Origin of the sequence: Variovorax sp. LjRoot290, from assembly GCF_964253985.1 — a bacterium.
GTDB lineage: Bacteria > Pseudomonadota > Gammaproteobacteria > Burkholderiales > Burkholderiaceae_C > Variovorax.
In genome coordinates this window covers 865,001-881,873 of sequence record NZ_CAXURW020000001.1, presented here as the reverse complement: position 1 = coordinate 881,873, position 16,873 = coordinate 865,001, and the positions used below count along the sequence as shown (strand labels likewise).

At 62.6% G+C, this 16,873-nt stretch carries 13 protein-coding genes and 2 rRNA genes; 8 read left to right on the top strand and 7 right to left on the bottom strand.

All coding sequences use genetic code 11. The annotated features are described in order from the left end of the window. Positions 1-7: 7 nt before the first annotated feature. Genes ACSQ9A_RS04475 through ACSQ9A_RS04465 form a run of 3 tightly spaced genes read left to right on the top strand, consistent with a single transcriptional unit; the run spans position 8 to position 3,019 of the window. Positions 8-850, top strand: coding sequence for an ABC transporter ATP-binding protein (locus ACSQ9A_RS04475; RefSeq protein WP_436302824.1), 843 nt, complete (start codon positions 8-10; stop codon positions 848-850). Further along, positions 847-1,653 carry an ABC transporter permease gene (locus ACSQ9A_RS04470; protein WP_093109457.1) on the top strand — a complete coding sequence of 269 codons (807 nt, stop codon included), beginning with the start codon at positions 847-849 and terminating at the stop codon, positions 1,651-1,653. The genes ACSQ9A_RS04475 and ACSQ9A_RS04470 overlap by 4 nt, the downstream gene beginning before the upstream one ends. Positions 1,654-1,660: 7 nt before the next feature. Next, a complete protein-coding gene (locus ACSQ9A_RS04465) occupies positions 1,661-3,019 on the top strand; it encodes an FAD-binding oxidoreductase (protein WP_436302823.1) in 1,359 nt (452 codons plus the stop codon). Here the strand turns inward: ACSQ9A_RS04465 and lnt are convergent. The 4 genes from lnt to ACSQ9A_RS04445 all read right to left on the bottom strand — a co-directional run bounded on the left by lnt (position 2,979) and on the right by ACSQ9A_RS04445 (position 6,807). Further along, positions 2,979-4,553 carry an apolipoprotein N-acyltransferase gene (gene lnt, locus ACSQ9A_RS04460; RefSeq protein WP_436302821.1) on the bottom strand — a complete coding sequence of 525 codons (1,575 nt, stop codon included), beginning with the start codon at positions 4,551-4,553 and terminating at the stop codon, positions 2,979-2,981. The two genes, ACSQ9A_RS04465 and lnt, sit on opposite strands and share 41 nt — an antisense overlap. Continuing rightward, positions 4,550-5,428 (bottom strand): HlyC/CorC family transporter, encoded by an 879-nt coding sequence (locus tag ACSQ9A_RS04455; RefSeq protein WP_093109454.1) that lies wholly within the window; start codon positions 5,426-5,428, stop codon positions 4,550-4,552. The genes lnt and ACSQ9A_RS04455 overlap by 4 nt, the downstream gene beginning before the upstream one ends. A 71-nt stretch (positions 5,429-5,499) precedes the next feature. Then, a complete protein-coding gene (locus ACSQ9A_RS04450) occupies positions 5,500-6,225 on the bottom strand; it encodes a GNAT family N-acetyltransferase (protein WP_436293819.1) in 726 nt (241 codons plus the stop codon). 108 nt (positions 6,226-6,333) lie between these two features. Further along, positions 6,334-6,807, bottom strand: coding sequence for an Lrp/AsnC family transcriptional regulator (locus ACSQ9A_RS04445; RefSeq protein WP_093109452.1), 474 nt, complete (start codon positions 6,805-6,807; stop codon positions 6,334-6,336). Positions 6,808-6,972: 165 nt separating this feature from the next. Here ACSQ9A_RS04445 and hppD point away from each other — a divergent pair, with 165 nt between their 5' ends. Genes hppD through phhA form a run of 3 tightly spaced genes read left to right on the top strand, consistent with a single transcriptional unit; the run spans position 6,973 to position 9,820 of the window. Then, the gene (hppD, locus tag ACSQ9A_RS04440) at positions 6,973-8,100 is read left to right on the top strand and encodes a 4-hydroxyphenylpyruvate dioxygenase (RefSeq protein WP_436302819.1); all 1,128 of its coding nucleotides are present in this window, start codon (positions 6,973-6,975) and stop codon (positions 8,098-8,100) included. 27 nt (positions 8,101-8,127) lie between these two features. Then, the gene (locus ACSQ9A_RS04435; RefSeq protein WP_093109450.1) at positions 8,128-8,931 is read left to right on the top strand and encodes a transporter substrate-binding domain-containing protein; all 804 of its coding nucleotides are present in this window, start codon (positions 8,128-8,130) and stop codon (positions 8,929-8,931) included. A 19-nt stretch (positions 8,932-8,950) separates the two neighbouring features. After that, positions 8,951-9,820 (top strand): phenylalanine 4-monooxygenase, encoded by an 870-nt coding sequence (gene phhA / locus ACSQ9A_RS04430; RefSeq protein ID WP_436293821.1) that lies wholly within the window; start codon positions 8,951-8,953, stop codon positions 9,818-9,820. A gap of 19 nt (positions 9,821-9,839) precedes the next feature. Here phhA and ACSQ9A_RS04425 read toward each other — a convergent pair whose 3' ends face one another. Then, on the bottom strand, positions 9,840-10,724 hold the full coding sequence (locus ACSQ9A_RS04425) for an esterase/lipase family protein (RefSeq protein WP_436302817.1): 885 nt from the start codon (positions 10,722-10,724) through the stop codon (positions 9,840-9,842). Between the two features lie 103 nt (positions 10,725-10,827). Here ACSQ9A_RS04425 and ACSQ9A_RS04420 point away from each other — a divergent pair, with 103 nt between their 5' ends. Then, positions 10,828-12,519, top strand: a complete 1,692-nt coding sequence (locus ACSQ9A_RS04420; RefSeq protein WP_436302815.1) for an AMP-binding protein — start codon at positions 10,828-10,830, stop codon at positions 12,517-12,519. Further along, positions 12,516-13,439: an MBL fold metallo-hydrolase gene (locus tag ACSQ9A_RS04415; protein ID WP_436302814.1), complete on the top strand. Its 924-nt coding sequence runs from the start codon at positions 12,516-12,518 to the stop codon at positions 13,437-13,439. Before ACSQ9A_RS04420 ends, ACSQ9A_RS04415 begins: the two co-directional genes overlap by 4 nt. A gap of 74 nt (positions 13,440-13,513) precedes the next feature. On the opposite strand, the gene rrf is transcribed toward ACSQ9A_RS04415, so the two are convergent. Further along, positions 13,514-13,626: ribosomal RNA gene (gene rrf / locus ACSQ9A_RS04410) — 5S ribosomal RNA — on the bottom strand. Between the two features lie 118 nt (positions 13,627-13,744). Continuing rightward, positions 13,745-16,617, bottom strand: a 23S ribosomal RNA gene (locus ACSQ9A_RS04405). Positions 16,618-16,873 lie beyond the last annotated feature (256 nt).

The following is a 16,873-nucleotide window of genomic DNA, read 5'->3' as shown; positions in this document are numbered from 1 at the left end:
CATCGTCATGAATCGCATCGAGCCCGCCGTCCTCGCGCCGCCCGCGGCACCCGCTGTACCCGCCACGCCCGCGGTCGAGGTGCTCTCGGCGGAGAAGACCTACCCCAACGGCACTCAGGCGCTGCTGCCGGTGGACCTCGCCATCGCAGAAGGCGAGTTCGTCACGCTGCTGGGCCCCTCGGGCTGCGGCAAGAGCACGCTGCTCAAGATGGTGGCCGGCATGCTGGAGCCGAGCGACGGCCGCCTCCTGCTGTGGCGCAAGCCGGTGGCCGAGCTCCACAGCTGCGCCCACAAGATGGCCTTCGTGTTCCAGTCGCCGACGCTGATGCCCTGGGCCAGCGTGCGCAGCAACGTGCGCCTGCCGCTGGATCTGGCCGGCGTGCCGCGCAAGGAGGCCGACGCCCGCGTCGCGGAGGCGCTCGAGCTGGTGGGCCTGGACAAGTTCGCGCAGGCTTTGCCGCGCGCGCTCTCCGGCGGCATGCAGATGCGCGTGTCGATCGCGCGCGGGCTGGTGACCCAGCCCGACCTGCTGCTGATGGACGAGCCCTTCGGCGCGCTGGACGAGATCACGCGCCACAAGCTCGATGCCGAGCTGCTCGACCTCTGGCGCAAGAAAAAGTTGACCGTGATCTTCGTCACCCACTCGATCCACGAGGCGGTGTTCCTGTCGAACCGCGTGATCATGATGGCGGCGCGGCCGGGCCGCGTGGTCGAGCAGGTCCTGATCGAGGAGCCCTATCCGCGCAGCGCCGACTTCATGGTCTCGCCGCAATTCAGTCGCTATGCGAAGCGGCTGCAGGACAGCCTGCTGCGCGCCAGCAATGGCACGCACGAGGAGTCCGCGGTTTGAGCGCGCGGCTGCCTCTTCTGCAGCAGCCGCGCGCGCAGCGCGTGCTGTATCCGGTGCTGGTGGGCGTGGTGCTGCTCGCACTGTGGCAGGGGTTGGTCACGGCCATGGAGCTGCCGCCCTACCTCGTGCCCTCGCCCTACCTGATGATGAAGACGCTCATCGCCGACTGGGTGCCGCTCGGAAACGCGCTGCTCGTCACGCTGAAGATCACCGTCCTGTCCTTCGTGGCGGCCACGATCGCGGGCGTGCTGATCTCCTTCCTCTTCGTGCAGAGCAAGCGCATCGAGACCGCGCTCTTTCCCTATGCCGTGCTGCTGCAGGTGACGCCGATCGTCGCAGTGGCGCCGCTCATCATCATCTGGGTCAAGAACCCGACCGCGGCGATGGTGGTGTGCGCGGCGCTGGTCGCGCTGTTCCCGATCATCAGCAACACCACGCTCGGCCTGCGCAGCGTCGAGCCCGACCTGCAAAGCTACTTCAAGCTCAACCGTGCGACGCGCTGGCAGCAGCTGGTGCGCCTGCGCATTCCGAGCGCGCTGCCCTACTTCTTCGGCGGGCTGCGCATCTCGAGCGGCCTGGCGCTGATCGGCGCCGTCGTGGCCGAATTCGTGGCAGGCACCGGCGGCTCCGGCGCGGGGCTGGCCTACCAGATCCTGCAGGCCGGCTTCCAGCTCAACATCCCGCGCATGTTCGCGGCCTTGCTCCTGATTTCATTGACCGGCGTCGCGCTGTTCGTGCTGATGGCCTGGCTCACCAAGCTCGCGCTTGGCTCCTGGCACGCGAGCGAACTTTCACAAGACTGATTTCTTCATGAACGCGCCCGCATCCGCCATCGAGCAATTGCATCTGGAACTGCCCGAACTCGACTGGATCACCGACGAGAACCGCATCGCCCGGCTCTCGCAGGACTTCTCGTGGTTCAGCCCGGTGCTGCAGCGCCAGCTGAAAGACAAGCGCGCGGATGCCGTGGTGCGCCCGCGCACCGAAGACGAGATCCGTGCGGTGGTGAGCGCCTGCGCGCGCCGCGGCGTGCCGATCACGATCCGCGGCAGCGGCACCGGCAACTACGGCCAGACCACGCCGCTCGCAGGCGGCGTGGTGCTCGACATGACGGGCTACAACGCCATGCAATGGGTGCGCCCCGGCGTGGCGCGCGCACAGGCGGGCATCCGGCTCGGCGAGCTCGAGAAGCACACGCGGCCTTCGGGCCAGGAACTGCGCTGCGTGCCCTCCACCTACCGCAGCGCGACATTGGGCGGGCTCTTCGGCGGCGGCTTCGGCGGCGTGGGTTCGATCAACTACGGGCCGCTGGGCGCCACCGGCAACGTGCTGGGCCTGCGCGCGATGACGATCGAGGCCGAACCGCAGGTCGTCGAGCTGCGCGGCGCGGAAGCCTTGCGCATGCACCACCTGTGGGGCACCAACGGGCTGGTGCTCGAGCTTGAGGTGGGGCTGGCACCGGCCCATCCGTGGCTGGAGAGCCTGGTCGTCTTCGAGTCCTTCGACCAGGCGCTGGCCTTTGCCGATGCACTCGCCCATGCACCGGGGATCGTCAAACGCGAGGTCGCCTTCTTCGGAAGCCCGGTGCCGGACCACCTGGCGCAGCTGGCCGAGCATCTGCCGAAGGGCTGCCATGCGGTGCTCTCTCTGGTGGCCGAATCCTGCGAGGCGCCGATGCTGGAACTCGTTGAAGCGCACAGCGGCACGGTGAGCTACCGCAAGACGGCCGAGGAGGTGTGGAAGAGCAACCGCACGCTGATGGAGTTCACCTGGAACCACACGACGCTGCATGCCCTCAAGGTCGACAAGAACCTGACCTATCTGCAAAGCGGCTTCACGCCGGGACAGCATGTGCAGCAAGTCGCCGAGATGGAGCAGCTGTTCGCGGGCGAGGTCATGATGCACCTGGAGTTCCTGCGCACTGCCGCAGGCCTGATGACCTGCAGCGGGCTGCAGCTGGTGCGCTTCACGACCGAGGAGCGGCTCGACGAGATCATCCGCCTGCACCGCGAGCGCGGCGTGCACATCAACAACCCTCACGTCAACATCGTCGAGGACGGCAAGGCCGGCGGTCCGCTGCCGCCCGAGGTGATCGAAATGAAGAAGCGCTTCGACCCGCAGGGCCTGCTCAACCCCGGGAAGTTGCGCGACTGGCCTGTCGCCGGCTGAGCAGCAGCTTCGCCGCCACGATCAGCAGCGCCAGCCCCCACAGCGGCCAGAGGCCGAAGCGCGAGACCCACATCGCATAGGGCGTCAGTCCGGTGCGGCCTTCGACCTCTGCCACCAGCACGCCGCGCGTGAGCCGCGGCAGCGCATGCGTGACGCGGCCGCGGTGGTCGATGACGACGGTGGCGCCGGTGTTGGTGGCGCGCACCATCGGCCGCTGGAACTCGAGGGCACGCATGCGCGAGATGGCCAGGTGCTGGTCGATCGCGATGCTGTCGCCGAACCAGGCGATGTTGCTCACGTTGAGCAGCATGGTGGGCGCGCTGGCTTCGTCGCGGAAGTTCGCGCCGATCTCGTCGCCGAACAGATCTTCATAGCAAATGTTGGGCGCGATGCGCTGGCCCTGCCACGCGAAGGGCGGCTGCGCGAGGCCGCCGCTCTTGAAGTCGCCGAGCGGGATGTTCATCATCTCGGTGAACCAGCGGAACATCCCCGGAATGAATTCGCCGAAGGGCACGAGGTGGTGCTTGTCGTAGCGATAGGGTGTGCCCTGGCCCGGGCCGAAGCCCAGCACGGTGTTGGTGTAGAGCCGGCCATCGCCCAAGGGCAGGCCCACGATGGCGGCCTGCTTGCCGTTCGCATAGCGCGCAGCGATCGCATCGAGATAACCGGGCGGCAATTGCGAAGGCAGCAGAGGCAGCGCAGTCTCGGGCGTGATCACGAGCGATGCGGTCGCGCTCTGCAGCTGCTCGCCGTACCAGCTCAGCGCGGTCGCGATGCCGCCGCCTGGAATGAATTTCTCGTCCTGCGGGATGTTGCCTTGCAGCAGCGCGAGGCCGAGGCGGCCGCGCGACTGTGCTGCCTCATCGGCTTCGCCGCGTGCCGCGCCGATGAGAGCGGGCGCGCAAAGCAGCACCAGCGCCACGGCGACCGGCGCCGCCAATGCGCGGCCGCGCGCATGGCGAAGCAACAGGGCTGCCAGCGTCGCGATGCCCGCGGCCAGCATGCCGACGCCGTAGACGCCGAGCCAGGGCACATAGGCGGCAAGCGGCCCGTCGACGTGCGCGTAGCCGCCGGCACCCCACGGAAAGCCGGTGAACAAGCTGTTGCGCAACAGCTCGGCCGGGGTCCACAGGGCCGCGAACAGCGCGGCCGCGTACGCCCGGCTGGCCGGTGCGAACGCGACGAAGAAGGCACAGGCCGCGGCGTAGTACAGCGCCAGCGCCGCAGAGAGCGCAAGCACCGCCAGCGCAGCGAGCGGCGCAGCGAGGCCGCCGTAGGTGTGCATCGAGACGAAGAGCCACCAGAAAGTGCCGCAGAGCCAGGCGGTCGCGAACAGCCAGCCGTAGAAGGCTGCGCTGCGCCACGAAGGGCGCGGGCTGGTGCGAGCCCGCAGCGCATCGAGCTGCCAGGCCAGCGCCGCGAGCGAGATCAGCTGCAGCCACCAGAGCGGCTGCCCGTTCCAGGGGGCCGCAATCGACGCGGCCTGCGCGAGCCCCGCGATGCCGAAGCCCAGCGCGCGCGCGAGCGTTTTCAATCGGTCGCGTCGTCGCCGCGTGCGGGCGAGACCTTGAACCAGCGCACCGCGCCACCCTTGGTGTGCAGCACGACGAAGTCGAAGGCGCCCAGCGCATAGTGCTCGCCGCGCTTGGGCACATGACCCATCTCGTGCGCGATCAGGCCGCCGATGGTGTCGAAGTCTTCGCTCAGCACTTCTTCGTCGAAGACGATGCCGAAGGCCTCCGCCACGCGCTCGATCGGCGTGTCGCCCGAGACGCGGTAGGTGCGGTCGGCCAGGCCGAAGATGTCGCCCTCGTCCTCTGCGATGTCGAACTCGTCCTCGATCTCGCCGACGATCTGCTCCAGCACGTCCTCGATGGTGATGAGGCCTGCCACGCGGCCGAACTCGTCGATCACGATCGCGAGGTGGTTGCGGTTGCCGCGGAACTCGCGCAGCAGATCGTTCAGGCCCTTGCTCTCGGGCACGAAGGTGGCGGGCCGCAGCAGCGCGCGGATGTTCAGGCCCGGCGCGCGCTGCAGCTTGAGCAGGTCTTTCGCGAGCAGGATGCCGATGATGTTTTCTTTTTCCCCCTCGTACACCGGAAAGCGCGAGTGCGCGGTGTCGATCACGAGGTGCAGCAGCGCGTCGTAGGGCGCGTCGATGTTGACCAGGTCCATCCGCGGCGCCGCCACCATCACGTCGCCGGCGGTCATGTCTGCCATGCGGAGCACGCCTTCGAGCATCACGCGCGATTCGGCGCCGATCACATCGTTGTCCTCGGCATCGGCGAGCGTTTCGATCAGCTCGTCGCGCGAGTCGGGGCCCGGATGGATGAATTCGGCGAGCTTCTGCAGAAAACTGCGCTTGTCTTCGCGTTCGACGGGCGCGCGTTCAGGGTGAGGGTCGGCCACTGCGGGAGGGCGGAGTTGGGGGATCACAAGGATACCGGAAGAAGCACGTGCCTCCCCCGGTATGGCCCCGTTCAGGGCGAGGACTGGTCGCGGGCGGCGCGCACGCCGCTGCGGATTTCCTGCACGCTGGCGAGAAAAGCCCAGAACTGCTTGGCACGCGTCTTGAGTTGGAAATCGACTTCGGCGTAATGTTCCAGCGCGATCTCGCTCATGCGGCTGTCAAAGGTCGCATCGGGCAGTTGCAGGTGCGCCTCGGACTCGGAGCCGCTGCGCACCACGGTCGCACCGGCATTGCGCGCGATCTTGAGCATGGCGGCGTTCTCGCTCAGCGCGTGGATGAACAGCATGCCGACGCCTTCGTTGCGCGCGACCACCACCGCGCGTTCGAAGAGCCGCGCACCGTAGCCGCGCCCGCGCGCATGTTCGGCCACCGAGACGCCGAATTCGGCGCAATCCTTGTGCTGGTCTGCCGGGGCGAACGCGAGATGGGCCATCGCGATCAGGTCGAGACGACGGTTGTAGATGCCGAACAGCTCGTCGCGGTCGAAGTCCAGGCCGTCGACATAGCGCTGGACCTGCTCGTCGGAGGCTGCATAGCCGAAACGCAGGTAGCGATCGTGCGGCTTGAGAGCAAGAAGATGCTGCGCAATGCGGTCGCGCTCGCGTGGGCCGATCGAGCGGATCGGCACCATGACGGGTGCGGGCGCGGCGGCGCGTGGCTGGGTCTCAACCATCGGCGCTTTCAGGAAAGAGCCGAGGCCAAGCGAGGCTTTGAGGAGTGCCTTGGCGGTAAGCATGCATTCAATATAAGGGTTTTCCCCTAACCAACAAGACCATAGGGACGAAAAAGTAGGTCATTGGTAAACGAATACCAATCCCGTGGGGTGCACGCAACCAATATGTTGTTACACGGGCACAGCAGTGGTCGCCTTGACGCGGTCGAGCACGAAGCTGGTCTTGCAGTCCTGCACGCTGGGGTGCTTGAGCAAGGTGTCCATGATGAAACGGCTGTAGTGCGCCATGTCGGCGACGACCACGCGCAGGAGGTAGTCCATTTCGCCCGTCAGCGCGGCGCATTCGACCACCTCGGGCCAGGTCTGGACGCTGGCGCGGAACAGGTCCATGGGGTTGCGCTTGTGGCTCTCGGTGTGCTTTTCGAGCCGGACATTGAGATAAGCCGTGAGCCCCAGGCCGACCGCTTCGGGTTTCACGAGCGCCACATAGCGGTCGATCACGCGGCTTTCCTCCAGGCGCTTGACCCGCCGCAGCACGGCGCTGGGCGAGAGGCTCACCTCTTCGGCCAGTTGGTCGTAGGTGGCGTGTCCGTCAATCTGCAGGGTGCGCAGAATAATACGATCTTGCTTGTCGAGTGCGTCCATTTCTGTATTTTCGCAGTTTTCTTGCGTTTAAGCCGCGCAGCAGGCGCAATAACGCTGAAATCATGATGACTGGCGCTTTTACAGTTCAACACGGACGCTGCGCATGCGCGGCGCGACACTGAATCCCGCCCTCCCATCCTCTCGCCTTCCATTGGAGACAAGCCCATGAGCACCGCCGACGCCCCCGCCTTCACCCCTTGGGAGAATCCCATGGGCACCGATGGCTTCGAATTCATCGAATATGCCGCACCCGATCCGGCCGCCATGGGCCAGGTGTTCGAGCGCATGGGCTTCAAGGCCGTGGCCAAGCACCGTCACAAGAACGTGTTGCTGTACCGCCAGGGCACGATCAATTTCATCGTGAACGCCGAGCCGGACTCCTTTGCCCAGCGCTTCGCGCGCCAGCACGGGCCCAGCGTCTGCGCCATCGCCTTCCGCGTGCAGGACGCCAAGGCCGCCTATGAGCGCGCCATCGCGCTCGGCGCCTGGGGCTTTGCCGACAAGGCCGGCCCGGGCGAGCTCAACATTCCGGCGATCAAGGGCATCGGCGACAGCCTGATCTACCTGGTCGACCGGTGGCGCGGCAAGAACGGCGCGCAGTTCGGCGACATCGGCAACATCGGCTTCTACGACGTCGACTTCGAAGCCCTGCCCGGCCTCAGCGCGATCGAAGCGCTGGCGCCCGAGGGCAACGGTCTGACCTACATCGACCACCTGACGCACAACGTGCATCGCGGCCGCATGAACGAGTGGGCGGACTTCTACGAGCGCCTGTTCAACTTCAAGGAGGTCAAGTACTTCGACATCGAAGGCCAGGTCACGGGCGTGAAGAGCAAGGCAATGACCAGCCCGTGCGGAAAGATCCGCATCCCGATCAACGAGGAAGGCAAGGAACAGGCCGGCCAGATCCAGGAGTACCTCGACCTCTACCACGGTGAAGGCATCCAGCACATCGCAATGGGCTCGGACAATCTCTACAAGACCGTCGACGCATTGCGCGCCAACGGCGTCAAGCTGCTCGACACCATCGACACCTACTACGAACAGGTGGACAAGCGCATTCCGGGCCACGGCGAAAACGTCGAGGACCTGCACAAGCGCAAGATCCTGATCGACGGCAAGAAGGACGCGCTGCTGCTGCAGATCTTCAGCGAGAACCAGCTGGGCCCGATCTTCTTCGAGTTCATCCAGCGCAAGGGCGACGACGGCTTCGGCAACGGCAACTTCAAGGCGCTGTTCGAGAGCATCGAGCTCGACCAGATGCGCCGTGGTGTGCTGGCCGCCGCACAATAGCCGCCCCATCACACACAGGAGCGCGGAATGCGTCAGACCTTTTGGATTCGCTCGTCATGGATCGCAGCCGCGGTCCTCGTCCTCGGCGGCTGCGCCATGAATCCGCAGCAGCGTGCGGGCGCGGCCTCGTCGCATCTCGACGCGGTGCAAAAGGCTGGCGTGCTTCGCATCTGCACGCCGGGCGACTACAAGCCCTTCAGCTTCCAGAAGCCGGATGCGAGCTACGAAGGGATCGATGTCGACCTGATGGCCAGCTTCAGCACCAGCCTCAATGCGAAGCCGGAATGGGTCAAGACGACCTGGGCCAATCTGCTGCCCGATCTTGCGGCCGGCAAGTGCGATCTGGCCGTGGGCGGCGTGTCGGTGACGACCGAGCGCCAGAAGCGTGCCTTCTTCAGCGCGCCCTACATGGTCAACGGCAAGACGCCGATCGCACGCTGCGCGGACGTCGCCAAGTACCAGAGCGTCGCCGACATCGACAAGCCGGAAGTGCGCGTGATCTTCAACCCGGGCGGCAGCAACGAGCGTTTCGCGCGCGCCAACTTCAAGCGCGCCAAGCTCACGATGCACGGCGAGAACGTGACGATCTTCGACGAGCTGCTCGCGAACCGCGCCGACGTCTTCGTGACCGAATCTGCCGAGGCCATCACCCAGCAGAAGCTGAAGCCGGGTCTGTGCGCCGTCAATCCCGACAAGCCGCTGCAATACGGCGAGATGGCCTGGATGCTGCCGCGCGACGACATGGCCTTCAAGGCCTATGTCGACCAATGGCTGCACCTGTCGCAAGCGGGCGGTGAGTTCCAGCGCGTGATGGACCGCTGGCTCAAGTAAGAAAACATCGGAGCTTTTCATGGAGACGCCAACAGGTGCGGTCATGCCCGCCGTCTACGGTCAATCGGAGCGCCCGCCGCGCGGCGACTATTCGCGCGGCGGCGCCGTTCTCGCCGACTACACCTGCCCGCAGGACTGGGCCAGCTACACGCCGGCCGACCACGACACCTACCGGCGTCTCTATGAACGCCAAGCCGCACAGTTGCCGGGCCTCGCCTGCGATGCCTTCATCGCGTCGCTGCCTTCGCTCGGCGTGAAGGACCGCATTCCGCGCTTCGAGGAGATCAACGAGCGGCTCTACAAGGCGACGCGCTGGGAAGTCGTCGCAGTGCCCGGACTCATCCCCGAGTTGCCCTTCTTCACGCTGCTCGCGAACCGCAAGTTCCCGGTGACGGACTGGATCCGCAAGCCCGAAGAGTTCGACTACATCGTCGAGCCGGACGTGTTCCACGATCTGTTCGGCCATGTGCCGATGCTCTTCGATCCGACCTTCGCCGACTATGTGCAGCGCTACGGCCAGGGCGGCATCAAGGCGCACGAGCTGGGCGCCGGCGAGAAGCTTGCGCGGCTCTACTGGTACACGGTCGAGTTCGGGCTCATTCGCCAGCCGGACGGCTTGCGCGCCTACGGCGCGGGCGTCCTGAGCTCGGTCGGCGAGCTGAGGCACGCGGTACGCAGCCCTGAGCCCTACCGGCTGCCGCTCGATCTGCTGCGCACCATGCGCACCCGCTACAAGATCGACAGCTACCAGAGCACCTACTTCGTCATCGACAGCTTTGCCCAGTTGTTCGAACTGACGGCGCCGGACTTCACGCCGCTCTACCAGGAACTCGCGATGCAGCCCGACATCGAGGCTGGCGTGCTGCTGCCGGGCGAATCCACGGCCTAGCTGTTTTTCCCGGCGCGCTTCAGCGCGCGAGCAGGGCCAGGGTCTCGCGCCTCAACCTGGAATCGAAGGCCATCTCCACATGCGCACGCCCGTCGGCGAGACGGTTGTCGGCGCCGGGCAGCGTCGCGTTCGACGTCGGAAAGACGATGTTGTCGCAGTTCGAGTACCAGCAGGTGAAGGAAACCTGCCGCGTGCTGGCCCGCTCGCCTTCGATCTTCTGCATCCAATCGCCTCCCACTCGCATCTGGCGCCCATTGACCGTGCGGCCGAAGCGCGCGAGCCAGGTGCCGCGGTGCGGCGTGCCGATAGTGACGATGCGGTGCACGCGCGTTGGATCGGCGTCGCGCAGCCAGGCTCGGGCGGCCAGACCACCCATGCTGTGACAGATCAGCATCGGCGGCAGGGAGGTCGCTGCAGTCACCCGCAGGATCGCGTCGTCGATGGTCTGTGCATAGTGGTCGATCGAGCCGAAGACAGGCTCGAGATCGACCGCAACGAAGGCACGGTCGTCGGCGCGCAGTTCGCGCAACCAGGGGCTCCAGAAGCCGCGGTTGCATAGAAAGCCGTGGACCAGCACCACGCCCCTTCGACCGTTGGCCGGCAGGTGATCAAGCACGGCACGCGAATGAAAGGGCTGGTACCAGCAGAAAACGCGAGGCGCGAGCCAGCTCTCGGCCAGCCACGCCCCGATGCACTGGGGCACTCGGGCGCGGGGAAGAGGGTCGCGGCCGTTGATGCGGTAGCTCGCCACGAACTCGATCGCAAGGACGGTCGTGTGGGTACAGGTCAACGCGATGAGGCTGAGCACAGCCACGAGCGGCGACCGGCTCCACCAGAAGCTCGCCCAGGCGATCGCGACAAGAAGACCACCGAGCACAAGACACTGCTGGAGACGCGCAACCATGCGGCCGACTATCGCATGCGCGACAGATCGGGCGCCACCCTAGGACAAGCCCGCTGGCGGCAAGGGCGGACCCGCTTCGACAATCCGCGCCAAAGGAGATCGCATGCAGTCATCCATATTGAAGAACTACCCGGCCGGCGTGCCGCACGAAGTCCATCCCGAGCAGTACCGCTCGCTGGGGCAGCTGTTCGACGAATCATTCACGCGCTACGCCGAGCGGCCGTTTTCGGTGTGCATGGAACGATGGATGTCGTATGGCGAACTCGACGCGCTGTCGAAGGCGATGGGCGCATGGCTGCAGTCGCGTGGCTTGGAGCCCGGCGCGCGCGTGGCCATCATGCTGCCCAACGTGCCGCAGTTCGCCGTCACGATGTGCGGCGTGCTGCGCGCGGGCTACACCTGCGTCAACGTCAACCCGCTGTATACGGCGCGCGAGCTCGAACACCAGCTGAAGGATTCGGGTGCGACGGCGATCGTCATCCTCGAGAACTTTGCGGCGACGCTCGAGCAGGTGATCGAGCGGACGCCCTTGAAGCACGTGGTGGTCGCCTCGATGGGCGATCTGCTCGGAGGCCTTTACGGCACCTGGATCACGGTGGCCGTGCGGCATCTCGCCAAGATGGTTCCGCCATACAAGCTACCGCTGGACAACGGGCGCACCGTCACGCCCTTTCCCCAGGTCATGGCCGAGGGCAAGGGGCGTACGCTGGCCCCGGACCCCAGCACGCTCGACTCGATCGCCTTCCTCCAATACACCGGTGGAACCACGGGGCTGTCGAAGGGCGCGGTGCTGACCCATCGCAACATCGTCGCCGCGACGCTGCAGGCCGAAGCCTGGTTCACGCCCGCACTGGAACGGGCGGGCGATCTGTCCAAGGTCAACAGCATTGCGGCGCTGCCGCTGTATCACATCTTCGCGCTGACGCTGTGCCTGCTCGCGATCCGCCAGGGCTCGCACCTGACGCTGATCCCCAACCCGCGCGACTTCGACAAGTTCATCGCCGTGCTCAAGAAGCGACCCTTCCACATGCTGCCGGCGGTGAACACCTTGTTCAATGCCCTGCTGATGCACCCGCAGTTCAAGACCATCGACTTCTCGACGCTCTTTGTCTCGCAGGCCGGTGGCATGGCGGCTTCCGAGGGCACAGCCCGCAAGTGGTTCGAAGCCACGGGCTGCCCGATGATCGAAGGCTGGGGTATGAGCGAGACCTGCGCGATCGGGACCAACAACCCGGTCTCCAACACCGCGTTCACCGGAACCATCGGGTTGCCGCTGCCCAGCATCGAAATCGCCATCAAGGACGACGAAGGCCGCTCGCTGCCCCCGGGAGAGGCGGGAGAGTTGTGCATCAAGGGGCCCAACGTCATGACCGGCTACTACAACCAGCCGGCCGAGACCGCGGCGGCATTCACCGCCGACGGCTTTATGCGGACCGGCGACATCGCGGTGATGCAGGAAGACGGCTACAGCCGAATCGTCGATCGCAAGAAGGACATGATTCTGGTGAGCGGGTTCAACGTGTTCCCGAACGAATTGGAAAATGTCATCTCGCTGTGCCCCGGCGTTGTCGAGTGCGCGGCGATCGGGGTGCCGGACGAGAAGCAGGGCGAGGCGATCAAGGTTTTCGTCGTCCGCAAGGATCACTTGCTGACCGAGGAGACCGTGATGCGCTACTGCAATGATCAGCTGACCGGCTACAAGCGTCCGAAGCACATCGAGTTTCGAGAGAGTCTGCCAAAGACGAATGTCGGGAAGATCCTCCGGCGCCAGCTGCGACCAGGCGCGACGGCTTGAGCGCGGCCGCTGGTCTGCCGGCGCAGCTCCAGGTTTTTGAGCGCGGATGGCTTTCGTCCAACAACATCCTCTTCGTGGGCCGTGACGAGACGGCCTTGGTCGACACCGGCTACGCGACGCATTGCAGCCAGACACTGGCGCTGGTCGAGGCCGCGCTCGGAGACCGGCCGCTCGACCTTGTGCTGAGCACGCATTTGCACAGCGACCACTGCGGCGGCAACGCGGCGCTGCAGCGGCGTTATCCCATGGCGCGTACCTTCATTCCGCCGGGAGAGGCATCTCTGGTGCAAATCTGGGATGAGGATGCGCTGAGCTATCGGGCGACCGGGCAGCAGTGCCCTCGCTTTCGCTTCGACGGTCTTCTGGCGCCGGGCCGGGATGTGGTGCTGGGTGACCTGGCTTGGCAGGTGCATGCCGCGCCGGGCCACGACCCGCATTCGATCATCCTGTTCGAGCCCGGCTCACGCACCCTGATCTCGGCCGATGCGCTCTGGGAGAACGGCTTCGGCATCGTGTTTCCCGAGTTGGCAGGGGAGCCGTCCTTCGATGAGGTGGCTGCCACCCTCGACTTGATCGAAGCGCTGGATCCGGTATGCGTGATCCCGGGCCATGGGGGCGTCTTCAGCGAGGTGGCGGAAGCGCTTTCATTGGCGCGGCGCAGGCTTGAGGCTCTATCGCGTGATCCCGTCAAGCACGCCCGACATGCGCTCAAGGTGCTCATGAAATTCAAGCTGCTGGAACTGCAGACGACGAGCGTCGACGAATGGAAAAACTGGGCTCGAAGCACACCTTACTTCGACGTCATTCGTGCGCGCTTCTTTGCCTCGTCGTCCCTCGATGAGTTGAGCGCTGAGGTTCTTGCGGAATTGGTCAAGGCCGGAGCCGCCTTTGCCGATGAGACGGAAGTCCGAAACAAGTAACCATTCATTGCTTTTGGAATACTCAAAAGCAAAAAGCCCAACCATTTCTGGTTGGGCTTTTTGGGGCTGTAAGAGCCTGACGATGACCTACTTTCACACGGGAACCCGCACTATCATCGGCGCTGAGGCGTTTCACTGTCCTGTTCGGGATGGGAAGGAGTGGGACCACCTCGCTATGGTCATCAGGCATAAAGGGTTGTTGCATTGACTGGGTCAATACAACGAATTCATAGAGTTTGGAATCAGCTTTGGGTGTTTTGAATGCGTCAACTTGGCATAACACCTTGATCGTAGATCAAAGTTATAGGGTCAAGCCGCACGAGCAATTAGTATCGGTTAGCTTAACGCATTACTGCGCTTCCACACCCGACCTATCAACGTCCTGGTCTTGAACGACTCTTCAGGGGGCTCGAGGCCCCGGCAGATCTCATCTTGAAACGAGTTTCCCGCTTAGATGCTTTCAGCGGTTATCTCTTCCACACTTAGCTACTCGGCAATGCCACTGGCGTGACAACCGATACACCAGAGGTGTGTCCACTCCGGTCCTCTCGTACTAGGAGCAGGCTTCCTCAAATCTGCAGCGCCCACGGAAGATAGGGACCAAACTGTCTCACGACGTTTTAAACCCAGCTCACGTACCTCTTTAAATGGCGAACAGCCATACCCTTGGGACCGGCTACAGCCCCAGGATGAGATGAGCCGACATCGAGGTGCCAAACACCGCCGTCGATATGAACTCTTGGGCGGTATCAGCCTGTTATCCCCAGAGTACCTTTTATCCGTTGAGCGATGGCCCTTCCATACAGAACCACCGGATCACTATGTCCTGCTTTCGCATCTGCTCGACTTGTCAGTCTCGCAGTTAAGCACGCTTATGCCATTGCACTATCGTCACGATGTCCGACCGTAACTAGCGTACCTTCGAACTCCTCCGTTACGCTTTGGGAGGAGACCGCCCCAGTCAAACTGCCTACCATGCACTGTCCCCGATCCAGATAATGGACCTAGGTTAGAACCTCAAACACACCAGGGTGGTATTTCAACGTTGGCTCCACAAGATCTAGCGACCCTGCTTCAAAGCCTCCCACCTATCCTACACAGATCTGTTCAAAGTCCAATACAAAGCTACAGTAAAGGTTCATGGGGTCTTTCCGTCTTTCCGCGGGGAGATTGCATCATCACAAACATTTCAACTTCGCTGAGTCTCAGGAGGAGACAGTGTGGCCATCGTTACGCCATTCGTGCAGGTCGGAACTTACCCGACAAGGAATTTCGCTACCTTAGGACCGTTATAGTTACGGCCGCCGTTTACTGGGACTTCAATCAAGAGCTTGCACCCCATCATTTAATCTTCCAGCACCGGGCAGGCGTCACACCCTATACGTCCACTTTCGTGTTTGCAGAGTGCTGTGTTTTTAATAAACAGTCGCAGCCACCGATTTTTTGCAACCCATTCATGCTCCGTTGTTCACTTCACACTAATAGGGCACACCTTCTTCCGAAGTTACGGTGTCAATTTGCCGAGTTCCTTCTCCTGAGTTCTCTCAAGCGCCTTAGAATACTCATCTCGCGCACCAGTGTCGGTTTGCGGTACGGTCGTGTGTAGCTGAAGCTTAGTGGCTTTTCCTGGAACCTCGTTCAGTCACTTCACCAGCAAGCTGGCTCGATCGTTGGCCTCGGTATATGACGGGCGGATTTGCCTACCCATCGCCTACTTCCAACTAAACCGGGATATCCAACACCCGGATGACCTATTAAGATCCGTCCCCACATCGCACTACACATCGGTACAGGAATATTGACCTGTTTCCCATCAGCTACGCATCTCTGCCTCGCCTTAGGGGCCGACTCACTCTACGCCGATGAACGTTGCGTAGAAAACCTTGCGCTTACGGCGAGGGGGCTTTTCACCCCCTTTAACGCTACTCATGTCAGCATTCGCACTTCTGATACCTCCAGCACGCTTTACAACGCACCTTCACAGGCTTACAGAACGCTCTCCTACCACTTGCAATAAATTGCAAATCCGCAGCTTCGGTAACTGGCTTAGCCCCGTTACATCTTCCGCGCAGGACGACTCGATCAGTGAGCTATTACGCTTTCTTTAAATGATGGCTGCTTCTAAGCCAACATCCTGACTGTTTTAGCCTTCCCACTTCGTTTCCCACTTAGCCAATTTTAGGGACCTTAGCTGGCGGTCTGGGTTGTTTCCCTCTTGAGTCCGGACGTTAGCACCCGGTGCTCTGTCTCCCAAGCTGTACTCGTCGGTATTCGGAGTTTGCCTTGGTTTGGTAAGTCGCCATGACCCCCTAGCCAAAACAGTGCTCTACCCCCGACGGTAATACTTGAGGCACTACCTAAATAGTTTTCGGAGAGAACCAGCTATTTCCAAGTTTGTTTAGCCTTTCACCCCTATCCACAGCTCATCCGCTAGTTTTGCAACACTAGTCGGTTCGGACCTCCAGTACCTGTTACGGCACCTTCATCCTGGCCATGGATAGATCACTTGGTTTCGGGTCTACACCCAGCGACTGGACGCCCTATTCGGACTCGATTTCTCTACGGCTTCCCTATTCGGTTAACCTTGCCACTGAATGTAAGTCGCTGACCCATTATACAAAAGGTACGCCGTCACCCCTTACGAGGCTCCGACTTTTTGTAAGCACGCGGTTTCAGGATCTATTTCACTCCCCTCCCGGGGTTCTTTTCGCCTTTCCCTCACGGTACTAGTTCACTATCGGTCGATGATGAGTATTTAGCCTTGGAGGATGGTCCCCCCATATTCAGACAGGATTTCTCGTGTCCCGCCCTACTTGTCGTTAGCTCAGTACCACACAGGTCTTTTCACGTACGGGGCTATCACCCGCTATGGCCAGCCTTTCCAAGCTGTTCCGTTAAGTCTTGTGCTATCACTAACAGGCTCTTCCGATTTCGCTCGCCACTACTTTCGGAATCTCGGTTGATGTCTTTTCCTCGAGCTACTGAGATGTTTCAGTTCACCCGGTTCGCCTCGCATGACTATGTATTCATCATGCGATACCTTTCGGTGGGTTTCCCCATTCGGAAATCTCCGGATCAAAGCTAATTTGCCAGCTCCCCGAAGCTTATCGCAGGCTATCACGTCCTTCGTCGCCTATCATCGCCAAGGCATCCACCACGTGCTCTTATTCACTTGACCCTATAACTTTGACGTTTCTTCACAGAAACCAAAATCATTTCAAGGAATATGTCAGGTCTTTCACCTGACGCGTTATGCCGTCTTCATACTTTCGATTTGACTCGAAATTGAAGTTCATTTGACGCAATCAAAAATTCATGTCGCTGATGGCACGGTCTGCACTAAACCTTTACGAATGTGCAGTTTCCATCAGCAACGCTGATTCGACTCTATGAATTTTTAAAGAACAGCCGATTGATCAAGAGATCTCGATCAA